This window comes from Massilia sp. 9I, assembly GCF_902506415.1.
Classification (GTDB): Bacteria; Pseudomonadota; Gammaproteobacteria; order Burkholderiales; family Burkholderiaceae_D; genus Telluria.
Genome location: NZ_LR733275.1, coordinates 1,598,529 through 1,614,655 on the forward strand (window position 1 = coordinate 1,598,529; position 16,127 = coordinate 1,614,655).

The following is a 16,127-nucleotide window of genomic DNA, read 5'->3' on the forward strand; positions in this document are numbered from 1 at the left end:
GAGAAGCGCCATGATCCTCAACAAACTGTCCGCTACCTTAATTGCTGCAACGCTGGCCGTGGGCGCATCCGCTCCTGCGCAGGCAGTTACCCTGGTCACGGGCGACCTGAAAATCACCATCAACGCTTTCGACGCCAGCACCATCGGCTACGGCAACACGGTCGGCACCAAGTGCGAATCGATCGCCCAGTGCAATAGCGTCGCGACCAAGCCGGCGGTCAACGCCTACGGCGGCGAGGACACCTGGGGCATCTTCTCGGTGCAGAGCATCTCGCGCGTGTCGAACGGCAGCCTGATCTTTACTGCCGGCACCAATGGCGAATACCTGACCGGCATGTTCGGCGGCATCAAGGACACTTACGTCGAAGTCAGCGGCTCCAAGTCGCCGAGCACCCTGGCGCTGGGCACCGGCGGCTGGCTGAACATGTACCTGACCGGCCAGAACTACAACGCCAGCTTCGGCCCGAACGGCCGCCAGGGCGAGTTCGGCTACCGCGGCATCACCAATATCGGCGGCACGCTGGCCTTGTCGGCCGTGTTCGCGCCGGGCGTGCTGGGCGGCGATCCGGAATACACCTATTCCTCGAACTACGCCAACAACACGATCTCGGGCGGCGGCCAGGCTTTCCTGGACGTGACCGGCGGCTCGCTGAAGAAGCTGTTCGACACGAACCTGCAGCAAGACCCGAACGGCGGCATGCACGACCTGTTCATGAAGATCACCTACGGCCAGACCGGCGCCTCGGCCGGCCCAGGCTGGACCGTCGATATCTCGGGCGACGTCCAGGGCAACGTCCCGGAACCGGGCTCGCTGGCCCTGCTGGGCCTCGGCTTTGCCGGCCTGGCTGCGCGTCGTCGCCGCGGCTGATCCACTTCGTTTCCCCGGAAACCGCAGCGCCTCGCGCCCTGCGGTTTTTTTACGCCCCGGATCGGCGTGTTCAGGACAGCATGCTGGGCTTGTGATCGGGCACCGGATCGTCGTCGGCCTGAGGCGTGTGGGAATGGCCGGGCTGGTGGTGCGGATGGGGCGTATCGAAGGGCTCGGGGGCCGGTTCCTCGATCGGGGCCGGGTCCGGTGCACGGTGCGCTTTCATCGGAACATGCGCAGAAAACACTGCATTCATGGCGGGAATCTCCTGGTCAAAAGCGGAGTGGACACCATACCAGAATGCCCCGGGCGCCGCCGTTCGCCGCCGCTCCTGTGCGAGGCGGCTACAATGGCGGGCCAGAACCAATTCATTGCACCATGGAAGACCTCTCGATCACCACCCTCGCCCTGCTCGTCCTGACGCCCCTGCTGGTCTGGCGTGTCTACAACCGCATCAAAGCGCGCATGACGCGCCAGCGCTCGATCGTCTCGCGCCATTACACCGGCGTGCTGGTGTTCGGGGCCATGATCGTGGTGCCGCTGCTGCAGCTGTTCGACCGCCTGCCCAACCTGGCCGCGCTGATGCTCGGGTCGGCCGTCGGTTTCGGCTGGAGCGTGTATGCGCTGACGAAGACCCGCTTCGAGGATACACCGCAGGGCTACTACTTTACCCCGCCCGCGCGGCTGGGTATCGTGATGGCGATGATCCTGGTGGCACGCATCTTCTACCTGGGCGTGGAGATCTATGCCAACCAGGGCAAGGGCATCCCGGCGCCGAAGCTGACCGACGATGCGATCACCATGCTGTGCGTCGGGCTGACCGCCGGCTACTTCGAGTGGTACTCGATGGGACTGCTGCAGTGGCGCCGCAAGCTGCGCAAGGCGATCGACGTCGAATAACCGGTCAGCAGCCGCGCTGCCGCTCCAAGCGTTCGGCTACCAGCGCTGTAACGACGGCCGGCAGCACGTGCACGGCCCAGCGTTCGCCGGCCTTGCGCGGTCCGGCCCGTACTTCGCCCTGCAGTTGTTCAAGGTCCGCTTCTGGCCGAGAGCAGTCTACTTGCAAAGGACCGCTGCCGACCCAAGCTGACGTACCTTCGCCAATTTAACGAGCGACAAAACTACGAATCTTGTGGGTCTTCGTATACCTGCGTTAACTGGATATCCGGCCAGGCAGGGTCCCAGTCTTTACAGAAGTCCATGAAGTGGACGTGGTCGTAGCCTGGGCCTATGCGTTTCATTTCTGAAGCCGCATGCATCACAAAGCTCGCAAAAGTTTCCATCGCTTCCGGCGATAGCGAGATTGCGATGCTAGACATTTCCATAAAGTCCATGTGCTTCTGCACCTCAGCGGCTTCACCGTAAATTTTCATCATCTTGTGGTACTACTCCGTGACGACGTCGTTGTCTAACGCCAGCTCGCTTCTGGCCGACAGCAGACCCACTTGGGATTCTCAACGGGTTTTCGACTTCGCGGAGAGCTTGGAAGCTTTACGCACACCCGCCCTCAACATGTCAGCTATCTGCGCCACCGGGAGAGCTGCGCATGACCTAGGGCCCTGCATGTCGCTTGAGCAAGCCCGATATGATCGACAGTAGGCGATCGACCACTAGCGGCTTGCCGAGATGGGCCGAAAAGCCCGCCTCACGCGCTGCGGCGATGTCTTGCTCCCGGCCCAGCCCGGTCACGGCCACGGCCGGCATGGTCGAGTAGCGTGGCATCTTGCGCACCTCGCGCAATAGTCCGTAGCCGTCCATATCCGGCATCGAGATGTCCGATACCAGCAGCTCGACGTCCTCGCGGCCGAGGATGTCGAGAGCTTGCCGGGCGCTGGTCGCACCAAATGTCTCGGCGCCGTACATCTGCAGCAGCGATTGCATCATCATCACGGCGTCCTCGACGTCGTCGACCAGCAGGATGCGCAGTCCGGCAATGTCGAGTTGCGCATCGGCTAGCGTGCCGACCTCATGGCAGTCCTGTTCGACGAGCGGCAGCCAGACAGTGAAGCGGGCGCCCTTGCCGACGCCTTCCGAATAGGCTTCGATTCGTCCGCCATGCAGGCTGACCAGTTCACGCACGAGCGCCAGGCCGATGCCCAAGCCCCCTTTGGCGCGGGTGGTGACCGAGTTCGCCTGGCCAAACATTTCGAACACTTTGGCGAGGCTGCCGGGCGCGATGCCCTGGCCGCTGTCCACCACGTCGAGCCGCATCATGCCGGCATCGGCGCCGAGGTTCACCGCGATCTCGCCACCTTGCGGCGTGAACTTGATCGCGTTGCTGAGCAGGTTCATCGCGATCTGCTCGAAACGCACGGCGTCGGCCATCACCACCAAGCTGTCGTCGATGCTCGTTTTGAAACTCAACCCCTGTGCAGACGGGTCGGCCAGCGCCACGTCGACGATGGCGCGGACCACCTTGCTGGCCTGGACCGGCGTCACCGACAGCGCCATCTTGCCGGTACGGACGCGTGACATGTCGAGCAGGTCTTCAATGATCTTGGCCTGGCTGACGACCGAGGTGCGAATCGTTTCGGCGCAACGCACGGCGAGGCTGGAGGCCCGCACTTCGGGAATGCGCGCCAGTACGTCGGCATTAATGCCGATCATGTTCAGCGGCTGTCGCAGTTCATGCGACATGATCGCCAGGAACTGGTCTTTGACGGCCACTGCATGTTCGGCGCCGGTGCGCTCACGGTGCTCATGGCTGAACGCCGCGTCCCGTTCACTCATCAGGCGCAGGCGCTGGGTCTCGTCGCGCGCGATCTTGGCATAGCCGTAGGCGGCGCGTTCGCCGAGGGGATTGGTGACGCCGCTGGCGTAGAAACGGCTGCCGTCCTTGCGCAGGTGCCAGCGCTCGTCCTCGGAGCGCCCATCGTCGCGCGCGCGCCGCATTTCCTGCTCGCGCGCACCACGCTCGCGGTCCTCGGGTGTGTACAGGGCTTCGAGCGACTGGCCCAGCATTTCAGCCTCGGTGTAGCCGAACAGGCGCTCGGCACCCTTGTTCCAGCTGGTGGCATGTCCCTCGGCATCGAGAGAGATGATGGCATAGTCATGGGTGCTCTCGGCCACCATCTGCATGCGTGCTTCATGCGCGCGCGCCTGTTCTTCGGCCTGGCGGCGTTCGCTGATGTCGAAGAAGGTCATGATCGCGCCCTCGATCCTGTCTTCCGTGGTCCGGTAGGGCAGCAGGCGCACGATATACCAGCGGCCGTCATAGCTGCGGACCTCCCGCTCGACCGGACGCAGTGTCGCGAACGTGGCGCTGACGTCATCGGCCAGCTGGTCGTAGTCGAGGCGGTGGGTCAGGTCCAGCAGCGAGCGGCCGAGGTCCGAGGCGATGACGCTGAAGATGTCGGTCGCGCGCGGCGTAAAGCGCTTGATACGCATGCCGCTGTCGACGAACACCGTGGCGATGTCGGTCGAGGCGATCAGGTTGTTCAGGTCGTCGTTGGCCTTGCCGGTTTCCTCGACCTTCACCTTGAGCTCGTAGTTGACGGTAATGAGCTCTTCGTTCACCGACTGCAGCTCTTCCTTGCTGGTCTCGAGTTCCTCCGTAGCCGAGCGCAGTTCCTCGTTGATCGCCTGGAGTTCCTCGTTGGATGCGCGCAGTTCTTCGGTCGAGATCTCGGAATGCTCGATCGTCTCCTGCAACTGCTCCTTGGTGCGCTGCAACTCGGTCTCGAGCTGGGTCAGGACCATGTCGTCGCGCGAGGCGCCGGCTGGGACGGGGGCAACTTCGGGCGACACCTCGTTGAACACGACCAGCATGAAATTCTCGGAACTGTCCTCGTCGCGGAATGGAGATACCTTCATGCCGATGATCACGCTCCGTCCCTGCAACTCGATCGAGATGTGACGGCAGTCGATGGCGGTGTTTCCTTGCTGGGCCTGGTACAGTGCGCTGCGCAGCTCAAGGCGCAGTTCGGGCATGACCAATGCAAGCACGTTGCGCGACGGCTCTCCGGCGCCCATGCGCAGGAACTGTCCGGCGCGTTGCGACATGTGGACGATGTTCGCTTCGCGGTCCAGCACCAGCGACGGCGGCGCTGCCAGCGCCAGCGCGCGTTGGTGCACCTCGGCATACGAGAACTGGCGCCGCGGCGGCGGATACAGGACTGATTCCGGCAGCCGGCTGACATGGCTCGGCACCTGGGTGCCGGAGCTCATGGTGCGCGAGGTCGGGCGGGCGCGGTAGATGCGGTTCTTCTTGTCCACCGGGACGAAGAAATCCGCGACCGACTCGGCCGACTCCGAGCTGCCCAGGAACAGATAGCCGCCCGGCTTGAGGGCGAAGTGAAACATCTCGAGTACCCGGATCTGGACTTCGCGGTTCAGGTAGATCAGCAGGTTGCGGCACGAGACCATGTCGAGCCGCGAGAACGGCGGGTCGCGCAGGACGTTGTGCGAAGCGAACAGGATGCGGTCGCGGATGGCCTTGCGAATGTTGTAGCGGTCGTCGTCCTTGGTGAAATGGCGCCGCAGGCGCGAGGGCGCGATGTCGGTGAGGATCGAGGCGGGATAGACGCCGCTGCGCGCCCGGGCGATGGCGTCGTTGTCGATGTCGGATGCGAAGATCTGGCAGGCGGGCGGATGCGCCATCTCCTCAGCATGGTCGGCCAGCAGCATCGCCAGCGAATACGCCTCCTCGCCGGTGGAGCAGGCCGCCACCCACACCCTGACTTCGTCGCCCGCGCCCTTGTCCTTGAACAGCTCCGGAATGATGTCGCGCTCGAGGGCCTCGAAGGCTTCACGGTCGCGGAAGAAATTGGTCACCCCGATCAGCATGTCGTCCAGCAGGGCGTGGCATTCGCGCGGATCCGTTTCTAGCAGGCTGCAGTATTCTGGCAGCGTGTGCACGGCCCGCACCTGCATGCGTCGCTCGATCCGGCGCAGCACCGTCGCGCGCTTGTATTGCTTGAAATCGTGACCGGTGCGGTTCAGCAGAAGGAACACGACGCGCTGCAGCGCTTCCTCGGCCAGCTGGACGTCATCCTGGCGCGGCAGGTGCGCGATCGGTCCCTCGCCGTCGCCGGTCGGCGGCAGTTCGATGATGCGTGCGTTTTCCCACAGGTCGATCAGCTTTTGCGGCATCTCGGTCACAGGCAGCACGAAATCGACGATGCCGGTGCCGATCGCCGCTCCCGGCATGCCGTCGTGCTCGGCGTCGGCGGGCAGCTGCACGATCGTGACGCCGCCCTGTTCCTTGATGCGTTTGAGACCGACCGCGCCGTCCGAGCCGGTGCCCGACAAGACGATTGCCACCGAGCGCTCGCGGTGCACCTCGGCCAGCGTGCGGAAGAAAAGGTCGATGGCGATGTGGCTGCCCCGCGGACGCTCCAGCGGCTTCAGGCTGAGGAAGCTGTCGATCATCGTCAGGTGCTGGTTGGGCGGAATGACGTAGACGTGATTGGCCTCGATCTGCACGGGTTTGAGGACCTGGATCACAGGCATGCGCGTCGCCCGCTGAAGCACCTGGTCGGTCGTGGAAGCGTGCTTCGGAGAAAGGTGAAGGATGATGACGAACGCCATGCCACTGTTCTGCGGCATGTTTTCGAAGAAGCGCTGCAAGGCAGGCAGGCCGCCCGCCGATGCGCCGATGCCGACAACAGGAAATTGGATGGCGCTCGGCACCACGCCAGGCTCGGTTGGCGGCGGGTTGGGCGAGTCGGCGGTATCGTGCATGTCAGTTATCAGATCGATCAATCCACAAGTGTAATGGATTCACCTGGCGGTTCGACAGAACTGATAAAAATTTTATATTGCCGCGGACACTGCGCCGGGCATCGACGCGCACTCGGTTCAGTCCAGGGCAAAAAAATCGGCATCCAGCACGAGGGCACGCAGCGGTGCGCATTTCTCTTCGGCTTCATTTGCTTTCGTTCGCAGCCTCGATGCCTCGGCCATCTTGCCAGCCGCCTCCGCAACACCGGCGAACTGCTTCAGGATGAGTATCCGTTCCTCGATTGCCCGAACCGTCGACCACAAGCTGGTATCGACGGCATCGTTGACCTCGGCGAGCAAGGACTTGAACGAGTAGGCATGCCCCGTATGGCAGCGAAAGCGCACGAGCTTGCCTTCTTCGATCTGCACCAGCACACCATGACATTCCGGGCAGGTGTAATTCGACACCTTCCCTAGACCCATCACGCCGGCATACATTCCGCTTTCCTCCAGTGCAACGTCGTTTTCGACTTCCTGGCTCATCCGCGGCGCAGGCAAAACCGGTAGTGGCGATTCACGCGTGGTCTCCCGTGCGATCGCGGCGCCGAGCTGCTGGATCGTTCCGACGAGATCCACGTTAACGTGTTCGATGGCACTGTCGGGCATCGACCTGTGCTGCGCTTCTTCGGGGGACTGGACGAACGCGAGTCCCTGGCGGTCCTTGATTTGCCAGAGTCCGGCCGTTCCATCGTCGAGCGCGCCGGTCAGGATCACGCCGATCGCTCGCGGGCCGAACGCCAGTGCGGCCGAGCGGAACAGCGCATCGATCGCCGGCCTGACGCGGCACTCCTTGGGGCCACGCGTTACCCTCAGCCGATCACCTTCGACCAACAAATGACGGTCCGGTGTCGCGACATAGATCGTGTCAGGCATGATCTCCTGTCGGTCGTCGGCAAAGGTCACATGCATCGATGTGACCCTTTGCAGGATACGGGGCAGCTGGCTCGGAGAATGTGGCGAAACATGCAATACAACGCAGAAACTCGCTCCGGTATCTGGCGGCATACACGCAAATAAGGCCTGGAGGGCTTCGACGCCGCCTGCGGACGCGCCAACGACAACAATGTTTCGTCTGATGCCGTGTTGAAGCTTGTCCATTGGGGATCCTTTGCAATTGGAACCCATTGTAGCGCGTACCTGCACAAAACCAGTTCGTTTGGCTACCGGTTCAGGCATGCATCCGAGTGCCCGCCGCTTCTTGCCGGTCGTTCATCTACGGCGGAAGGCGGACCATCATTTCGCGCCCAGCATCGGTTCCGTCACAGCCGAAGAAGGCTCCTGCTAGAAGTAATGCAACAGTATGGCGGACGTTTCCGCCATTTTCGACTTCATATTCCCAGAACCCTACCCGGCGCGGCCGAAAAAAAGGGAGCCGGCGGCTCCCTCCTGTCTTACGCGGCCTTCGCCTCGTCCTTCCTTCGCTGCAGCACGAAGATCGGCTGCGCCCACTGCACGTCCTTCTTTTTCTTGCTGGTGATGAGCGTCAGCTCCGACGGGTCGTACACGTCGGTGTTGTGCGTCAGCGGCGTCGTCATCAGGTACTGGGCGTCGGTGTTCTTCAGGAACTCGCCGACCAGCTGGATGTTGCGGATGTCCAGGTGGGCGAAGGGTTCGTCGATGAACACGAAGCCGCCCGAACCTTCTTCCGACTTCAGCAGGCCGATGAGCAGCACCAGCGACTTCATTACCTGCTGGCCGCCGGAGGCCTCGCCGTCGTTCATGCCGATCTGGTCCTTGCCGTCGAACTTGAAGCGCACGTGCAGGCCGGCCTGGGCCAGCTGCACGTCGTCGTTCTCCAGGCGTACCGGGTCGGCCTGCACGTCGATGCCCGCCAGCTCGCCCAGCTCCTTGATGTTCTTGGAGTAGGTCTTGATGGTGTAGCGCAGGCGCTCGATGTAGGCGCCGCGCGCGTTGGCCGTGGCCTCGATCGCGCGGTTGTTCTGGTAGCGGCGTTCCTCGGTCTCGCTCTGGCGGCCGCTCAGCTGGTCGTTCAGGCGCGCGTACTGGTCGATGACCGTCGCATCCTGTTCCCAGTCGTCGCGACCCAGCGCGTGCTCGAGCGAGGACAGGCGCAGGTTGACCTGGTGCGCATTCTGGTGCTTGGCCACGATGGCGCCGCGCCAGTTCGCGTTCTTCCAGTTCTGCGGCACGTGGCGCCAGCTCTTGCGCAAGCCAAGGAGGGCCTGCGCGTGCTCGCTGCGCTGCTCGATCGTGCGGCGGTTGTTCAGGCGCATGCCCGCTTCCGCTTCCGACAGCGCCATGCGCGCGTTCTGCCACACGGTGTCGGCGCGGGTGCGCGCCACCGTCGCGTTCTTGGTCAGCATCGACAATTCGCCCAGGCGCGCGCCCACTTCCAGGCGCTCGGCGCGCAGCGGCTGCAGCGCGCGTGCGGCTTCCTCGAACTCCGCCTGGCGCGCCGACAGTTCCTTGGCGGCGTCGACGCCGGCGATGCGGCCCTTCAGGGCGCCGACTTCGGCGGCGAGTTTGCTGATCGCCAGCGTGAGCGCGTCTTCCTGGGCTTCCAGGCTAGGCAGCAGCTTCTGGATCGCTTCCAGGCGCTGGGTCTTGCCGGCCGAGCCGAAGCGGTAGCGCGAGGGTTCGACGAACAGCGAGCGGCCGCCGCGGCGTTCGCGGTGGTAGGCGTCCGGCGTGATCCACTCATCGGAATCCGACTTGAAGCCGGCGTCCACCGATTCCACGCGCTCGATGCGCTCCAGCTGGTCGATCAGCCAGCCCGGCGCCTTGCTCGAAAAACGCACCACCGACAGCAGGCTGCTGTCCTTCACCACCGGCGCCTCGACGCAATCGGGCACGATGAAGTGGCGATAGCGCTCCTTCTCCGCCAGGCGGTAGGCCGCCGGGGCATCCTTGGCTTTCTCGAGCAGCACCACGGACGCGTAACCGCCCAGCACACCCTCGACCGCGCCCTGCCACTTCGGATCGGTCACCTCGACGATGTCCGACAGCATGGCGTGGGCGATGCCCTCGTCGCGCAGGGCGCGGCGCATCTGGCGCTGCGCTTCCGGCTCCGGCATCGCGCTCTTGCCCTGCAGCGCCGAGATGGTGGCCAGTTCGCCCGCGATCTTGGCGGCGACGTTGTCGCGCTGCTGCTTTTGCTTGGCGAGTTCCGCTTCTTTTTCGTTCAGCTGGTTGGCCACCTCGGCCAGGTCGGCGCCGGCGTCCGCGGACAGCTTCTGCAGGCGCTCCTTCTGCTCGGCCAGGCTTTCCAGCGGCTTGAGCTTCTGGTTGATCGCTGTCAGGCGGCTGGCCAGTTCGGTGGCTTCCTGCTCCAGCTGGGTTTCCTGTTTCTGCGCTTCGGTCAGGGCGCGCTGCTGGGCGGCCAGCTGCTGGCGCTTCTCGGCCAGGATCGAATCGGCCTGCAGCAGGGGCTTCCTCGCTTCGCGCATGGCGCGGCTGATGGTTGCCGACTTTTCGCGCGCCTCGTGGTATTCGAGGGCCGGCAGCACTTCTTCTTGCAGCTCGCGCTTTTCCTTGTGCAGGTCTTCCCACTGGTGGTAGTTGGCCACGCGCAGGCGCAGGCCTTCCAGGTTGATGCGCGAGATCTCGAGTTCGGCCTCGAAGCGCTTCAGTTCCGTCTCGGTGTCGCGCTGGTGGCGCTTGGCTTCGTCATAGGCGTCCAGCACTTCCTTGTCGCCAAAGACCTGGAACACCAGGTCGAGCAGCTGGCGCGGCGCGTATTCGCACAGCTTGTCGGTCTCGCCCTGCTCCAGCGCCAGCACTTTCGACATGGCGGGCGACAGGCCGGCCGAGGCCAGGCGCTTCTTGTAGTTCTCGACGCCGAGCCAGTCGGTGGCTTCGGTGACTTCCTCGATCTCGACGTTCCCGGGACGCATCAGGTACTGGCGCTTCCAGTCGCCGCCGTTCTTCTGCACCTGGCAGAACAGCGTCACTTCGTCGTCCGAGAAGAAGCCGGAATGGCGGAACGGGCGGTTCGACAGCTGTTTGCCGACCGGCTTGTTGTCGACCACGGCGCGCAGCCAGGCGCTTTGCTGGCCCGAGTGGCGCGCATAGTGTTTATAGGTGCGGCCCATCGAGCAGTCCAGGCCGAACAGGGTGCGCAGCGCGTCCAGCAAGGTGGTCTTGCCGGAGCCGTTCTGGCCCGCGATCGTAATGATCTTGGCGTCCAGCGGGATGTTCTTGATCCGCTGCCAGTAATCCCAGTGGACCAGTTCGAGTGATTTGATGTGGAACATGGGCTTGCCTTAATTCGGGGTATCGGCGGCGTCGTCGGTCGTTTCGACGACGGCATCGTTGGCGGCATCGACCTTGCGCGGCACCGCAGCCAGCGGCGCGCGCTTGAACACGTCGGCCAGCGCGCCGTTGATGATGCGTTCCTTGAGCAGGTCGGTGTCCATCATCAGGTCCAGCAGCGGGCCTTCCAGGATCACGTCGCCGCGGCGCTCGATGAAGCCGAGCTTGGACAGCACGCCCAGGTTCATGTCCATGCGGGTCTTCTTGCCCAGCTTGTCGCCGAAGTCCGACAGCAGCGCGGTGTAGGAGATGCCGATGGACGTATCTTCGGCGCGCGGGATCGGCGCGTCCTGTCCGAACATGTCGGTCTGGTCGTCCGCCACCGTGACGTGGGTCTCCTGGCGCTCGCGCTTCGGAAGGATGATCTGGGCCCACAGCACCACCAGCAGGGCCACGCCATCGCGGGTCAGGCCGAAGTTATTGTTCTGCCAGATGTCCTTCGCGCCGAAGATCTTCGGCTCGACGTTGCGGTGCAGGGCGATCGTCACATGGTCGGCATACACGTTGTCGAGCAGCTTCAGGCCGGATTCCAGCAGGCGCTTGTCGACTTCGATGCGGAAGGCTTCGTCCGACAGGGCGCGCTTGACCATCTTGTCGTCGCGGCGCAGGGTCTGGTGCGTGAGCAGGCGCGCGATCAGGATTTGTGCGTCGTCATTCATCGGAAGGGCTTTCAGTATTCAGTGAGAGAGTGGCGATCGACATCGCCGCCACTTCAGGATCGTCGAGCTGGATCATGGCGTCGGTCGGCTCGAACTTCACCGGCAGGCGCGCCAGCTCGGCGGTCGCGCCCTGCAGGCTGGCCTCGGCCGCGTCGCCCAGCAGCGGCAGCAGCGAGGCGCGATAGGACGCGACCGCAAAGCTGGCCGGCAGCAGAGATTCGTGCAGCGCCACCTTCTTCGGGCCGCTCTCCGAAAACTCGGGGAAGTTGCCGAGGTTGGCGAAGTCGGCCAGCTTGTTGATCCAGTCGTTCAGTTCGGCCTGCATGGCCGGATTGTCGTTCACCGTCGTCGGCGCATCCGTGCCGGTCGGCAGGCCTTTCGGACCAGTCGAGGTCACGCGTTCAAGCAGCAGCTCGGTCTCGGCCACGTCGATCATCTCGGCCGGTGTGCCGAACAGCGGCACCACCGGGCGGTCGATCGCTTCCGAGGCCAGGCTGGCCAGGTCTTCGTGGGCCAGCAGCCAGCGCTTGACGTCGGTGGTCGACAGGCCGGACTGGCCCAGGTGCACGCGCTGGCGCTCGATCTGGTTCAGCGCGCGCGAGAACATGCCCTGCATGTTCAGCAGCGCACTCTGGGCGCGGCCGATGGCCTGCGCCGCCTTGTGGGTGGCCGAATCGGCGCTCGGATCCATCGTGATGGCGCGCAGGATGACGGAGCCCTTCTCCACCCAGTCGCAGGCCATGTGCCACTTGGCCTGCGAGGTGCGCAGGCGGAATTCGGAACCGGAGGCGATCGCGTCGCGGAATTCCTCGGTCAGCTCGACCAGGCGGCCCAGCAGGTGGCGCAGCTGCTCCACCGTGACGCCGCCCACGGCCTGGGCGCCAGCCACCTGCGACAGCAGGAAGCCCATCTCGGCATCGTCTTCTTCCGGCTTCGCCAGCGCGATCAGGGTGTCGAGCGCGGAGAGCACGTTGCGCGCCAGCGGCGTGATGCGGTACACGGCACCCGGGCCGTCCCAGGCCAGGAGGCCATGGCCGCGCAGGCGGTTCAGCACCGTCTCCAGACTTTCCGCGGTCAGGTAGGCCAGCTTGTTGTTGATGTCGGCGCGCGAGAAGGCGGAGCTGGCGGTGTCGCTGGCCAGTTCGCGCAGGACGAGCAGGCGCACCAGCACGCCGTCCTGGGTGCCGTGGAACAGCGCCGTGAAGGCCGAAAGCATCGGCTGCGCGCGCTTGAGGTGGTAGACCTGCTCGATCTCGTCGGGCGCAACGCCGCTCTGGAAGTGCGCCTGCAGCGGGTCGTCTTCCGGGGGAGTCGTCAGGGAGTCGTCGGCGAGCGCCGCGCCGGCAAGGTGGTCGATCATCTTAAATACCGTTCTCTGGCGCGGACAGGCTGAACCGTCCGCGGGGGCGCCAGTATAACAGTTTAGGATGGGCAATTAGGAGATCGAAAGACCGCCTGATTGCAGGAAAGACACACCCGGCTATTGTCTTAATTACAATTCGACATTGCAAGAAAGTGACAGGGAATTAGCGTTTTGTCACCGTATTCAGCGTCTGCTCGATCTGTTCCTTCTCGCCGTCGGCGTAGCGCAGCTTGACCGGATACCACTCGTGCTGCGGCGCCAGCCAGACGTCCAGGGTCTGGTCCTTCTTGTCCGCCAGCGGCTGGCGCGACACCAGGATGGCGTCGACCTCGCCCAGGCCGGTGCGCACTTTTTCGCGCTTGACCACCTTGAACACCCAGGTTTCGGCATCGCGGCGCCCGGCCACGAAGAAGGGCCACTCGGAGCCCGGCTTGAACTTCTCGCCGGCGCCGCGCGCCACCGCGGCCAGCTGCCAGGTGATCGAGGCGCGGTCCTGTTCGCCCCCTTTGAGCGGATAGACCTGCTTGCTCTCGCTGAAGCGCAGCGCCTTGGCCTCGCGGTCGAAGGTCGCCGTGGTCGGGTCCTTGCGGATGCGCTTCTCGACGAACTCGGCGGGGGCCAAGCCGTAGGCATCCACGGCGCCGCTACTGCGGTCCTCGGTGATGGTGCCCAGCACCGCCACTTTCGAATCGGCGTTGACGCTGTATTTACCGTCACCGGCGCGCCAGGTGACGATGGCCTCGCCTTTCAGGCCGAAGCCGCGCTGGCGCGCCTGCAGCTCGTAGTGCAGGTCGGCCGAAGGCGGCAGCTCGAAGGCACGCTTGACGGCGGCCGGAGAGTCCTGTGCGCCTGCGGGGCCGAGGGCAAGCGCGAGCAGGAGCGCCGCGGCGGATTTGGGTACAGCAAATCGTTGCATATCAAATTCCTGGTTGGGTCATGGCGATCTTGTTGACCGTTTGCGTGGTCACCGCGCCGTTGGCTTCGCTGCTGCGGATCTGCACCGGCAGCCAGCCATGCGCGGGCGAGAGCCAGATGTCGAGCCGCGTCTTGTACGAGCCCTGCTTCGGCGGACGCGCCACGCGCACGGTCTGCAGGCGGCCCAACGGGGTGTCGATCTCCTCCGGTCCCACGACGTTGAAGGTATAAACGCTGCCCCAGCGGTCTTCGCCGACAAACATGTCGATATCGCCGGACAGCTGCGACTGGTCGCCGCGTGCGATCGCCGCCAGCTGCAGCGGCACCGTGGCCTTGTCCTGGGCGCCAGGCAGCAGCGCGTAATTGTTTTGCGAAGCCGAGAAAGTCACCTTGTTGCCGGGCCAGTCGAAGTGCGTCGCCGTCAGCGAACGGCCGCGGCGCTTTTCCGTCATCTTCACCGGCGCCAGGCCAGTGTTGCCGAGGTGCCCCTCGCTGGTGAGCACCAGCAGGTTCACCCGCGCGAACACGATCTTGATGCCCATCTCGATCCGCATCTGGTAGCCGCCCTGGTCCGGCTTCCAGGACAGCAGGGCCTGGCCAGTCCATTTGGTGCCGTCGGCGTCGGTTCGCGCCAGGTCGTAAGTCAGGTCGGCCGGCGGCGGCACGTCCACCTTGTAGCGACGGATCGTATGCACGATCGGCGCTTCGCCCGGCGCGGGCGGGCTTGGCGCTTCGGCGGCGGCCAGCTGCGGCGGGGCCGGTGCGGGCTCGACCGGCGGTTTGGTCGCCGGCGCGGGCGGCCCTGGCTGCGCGGGTTCGCCCACCGTGTCGTGGGCGATGGCGATGGTCGGCAGCGGCGCGAAATCCGGCAGCGGCGGCTGTACCATCTGCGGCTTGGGCGGCGGCACCGGTTCAGGCGCCGGGGCGGCGGACGGCAGCGCCGGCAGCAGCGCCATGCTGACGGCCGAGTCGCCATCGCGCGCCGGCAGCGCAATGCCCAGCGTGCCCGAGGTAAGCCAGTTCAGCGCTAGCCAGTGCAGCAGCACGACCAGCGTGCCCAGCACCAGCGCGCGGCGCCGCTGGGGGAGTAAAGCGGAACTCATGCCGCTAGTGTAGCCTGTGCGCGCCGGCGGCGCAGGCGGCGCCCTGAAAGGCCGCGTTTGCTGCCCAGGCTTTGTAGCGTGTTATTTATCTGCTACGCTAAGGTGTCCACCACTGGAGAACATCGATGCTCAAGCCTCCCATGCCGAACGCTGCCGGAATGACCGATACCCTGGAATTCGTCAAGAACCTGTGGGGTGGCATGAACATCCCCGGCGTCGGCATGCCGGGCATGACCACCTCCAGCCTGTCCACCGACGACCTGGACAAGAAGATCGCCGACCTCAAGGCGGTCGAATCCTGGCTCAACCTGAACCTGGGCATGCTGCGCGGAACCATCCAGGCGCTCGAAGTCCAGCGCGGCACCCTCGCCACGCTCAAGGCCATGGGCGACAGCATGGCCCAGGCCATGCAGCGCGCCGGCACCGATCCGGCCATGGCCGCGCCCTTCTCGCAGTTCTTCGCCCAATCGGCCGCCGCGCCCACGCCGCCGCCCCCGCCGGCGCCACCGGCAGAGAGCGCCAAGGCGGCGCCGGACCAGCCGGCCAACCCGGACCAGGCCGGCGCCAACGGCACGATGCCGGCCGCGGTCGCTTGGTGGAATTTATTGCAAGAGCAGTTCCGTCAGGCAGTCACCAGCGCCATACCGGCTGGGGGCGCAGCGCCGGACGCCTCAAGCAGCGATGGCGCGGCTGCGTCAGCGCCGGCGGAACCGAAAGCCGAAGGCGGCTCGCCGCTGGACGTCTCCGGCGGTGCGCCGCAGCCGGAAGTGTCGTCCAAGCGGGTGGGACGCAATCCACGCGTCAATCCGGCCAAGCGCTGAGCGTGAACCAGGTCACCGGCGGCTGCCTGTGCGGCGATGTAAGGCTAGTAGCGACCGGCCGTCCCTACCGGGTCGGCCTGTGTCACTGCCTCGACTGCCGCAAGCACCACGGCGCCCTGTTCTATGCGGCCGCGATCTTCCCGCAGGATGCGGTAAGCATCAGCGGCGAGACCCGCCACTACGCCAACCGCCATTTCTGTCCGCGCTGCGGGTCATCGGTGTTCGCACGCAGCGGAGACGAAATCGAAGTGCACCTGGGCGCTCTGGACGCGCCGAACCAGCTGGTGCCGACCTACGAAAACTGGATCGTCCGGCGCGAATCATGGCTGCCGCCCTTCCCGCTCGCGAAGCACTACGAGCACAACCGTGAACCCGCCGCCCCCGGCGACCGCACAGGCTGAACAG

The 16,127-nt window shown here is 64.9% G+C and carries 13 protein-coding genes; 4 read left to right on the top strand and 9 right to left on the bottom strand.

Features of this window, described 5'->3' with window-relative positions; translation table 11 throughout:
- Window positions 1-10 precede the first annotated feature (10 nt).
- Entirely contained in the window at window positions 11-868 is an 858-nt protein-coding gene (locus tag GV068_RS07300) for a PEP-CTERM sorting domain-containing protein (RefSeq protein ID WP_159696699.1), read from the top strand.
- Window positions 869-938: 70 nt separating this feature from the next.
- Here GV068_RS07300 and GV068_RS07305 read toward each other — a convergent pair whose 3' ends face one another.
- A complete protein-coding gene (locus tag GV068_RS07305; RefSeq protein ID WP_229463864.1) occupies window positions 939-1,094 on the bottom strand; it encodes a hypothetical protein in 156 nt (51 codons plus the stop codon).
- Window positions 1,095-1,246: 152 nt separating this feature from the next.
- On the opposite strand from GV068_RS07305, the gene GV068_RS07310 reads away from it, so the two are divergent.
- Entirely contained in the window at window positions 1,247-1,768 is a 522-nt protein-coding gene (locus tag GV068_RS07310; RefSeq protein ID WP_159696701.1) for a hypothetical protein, read from the top strand.
- Window positions 1,769-1,989: 221 nt separating this feature from the next.
- Here GV068_RS07310 and GV068_RS07315 read toward each other — a convergent pair whose 3' ends face one another.
- The 8 genes from GV068_RS07315 to GV068_RS07350 form a co-directional block, all read right to left on the bottom strand.
- Window positions 1,990-2,244: a hypothetical protein gene (locus GV068_RS07315; protein ID WP_159696702.1), complete on the bottom strand. Its 255-nt coding sequence runs from the start codon at window positions 2,242-2,244 to the stop codon at window positions 1,990-1,992.
- 175 nt (window positions 2,245-2,419) lie between these two features.
- Window positions 2,420-6,550 carry a CheR family methyltransferase gene (locus tag GV068_RS07320; protein WP_159696703.1) on the bottom strand — a complete coding sequence of 1,377 codons (4,131 nt, stop codon included), beginning with the start codon at window positions 6,548-6,550 and terminating at the stop codon, window positions 2,420-2,422.
- Between the two features lie 117 nt (window positions 6,551-6,667).
- Window positions 6,668-7,687, bottom strand: coding sequence for a chemotaxis protein CheB (locus tag GV068_RS07325; RefSeq protein WP_159696704.1), 1,020 nt, complete (start codon window positions 7,685-7,687; stop codon window positions 6,668-6,670).
- A 293-nt stretch (window positions 7,688-7,980) separates the two neighbouring features.
- Window positions 7,981-10,803: an ATP-binding protein gene (locus GV068_RS07330; protein ID WP_159696705.1), complete on the bottom strand. Its 2,823-nt coding sequence runs from the start codon at window positions 10,801-10,803 to the stop codon at window positions 7,981-7,983.
- Window positions 10,804-10,812: 9 nt separating this feature from the next.
- A complete protein-coding gene (locus GV068_RS07335) occupies window positions 10,813-11,520 on the bottom strand; it encodes a hypothetical protein (RefSeq protein ID WP_159696706.1) in 708 nt (235 codons plus the stop codon).
- Window positions 11,513-12,880, bottom strand: coding sequence for a hypothetical protein (locus tag GV068_RS07340; RefSeq protein ID WP_159696707.1), 1,368 nt, complete (start codon window positions 12,878-12,880; stop codon window positions 11,513-11,515). Before GV068_RS07340 ends, GV068_RS07335 begins: the two co-directional genes overlap by 8 nt.
- A 166-nt stretch (window positions 12,881-13,046) precedes the next feature.
- Entirely contained in the window at window positions 13,047-13,799 is a 753-nt protein-coding gene (locus GV068_RS07345; protein ID WP_159696708.1) for a DUF3108 domain-containing protein, read from the bottom strand.
- Between the two features lies 1 nt (window position 13,800).
- A complete protein-coding gene (locus tag GV068_RS07350) occupies window positions 13,801-14,901 on the bottom strand; it encodes a DUF3108 domain-containing protein (RefSeq protein WP_159696709.1) in 1,101 nt (366 codons plus the stop codon).
- A 125-nt stretch (window positions 14,902-15,026) separates the two neighbouring features.
- Between GV068_RS07350 and GV068_RS07355 the strand changes: the two genes are divergently transcribed.
- Together GV068_RS07355 and GV068_RS07360 are read left to right on the top strand one after the other, a co-directional pair.
- Complete coding sequence (locus GV068_RS07355; RefSeq protein WP_201303254.1) at window positions 15,027-15,722, top strand: PhaM family polyhydroxyalkanoate granule multifunctional regulatory protein; 696 nt, start codon at window positions 15,027-15,029, stop codon at window positions 15,720-15,722.
- Between the two features lie 2 nt (window positions 15,723-15,724).
- A complete protein-coding gene (locus GV068_RS07360) occupies window positions 15,725-16,123 on the top strand; it encodes a GFA family protein (RefSeq protein WP_159696710.1) in 399 nt (132 codons plus the stop codon).
- Window positions 16,124-16,127: the final 4 nt, after the last annotated feature.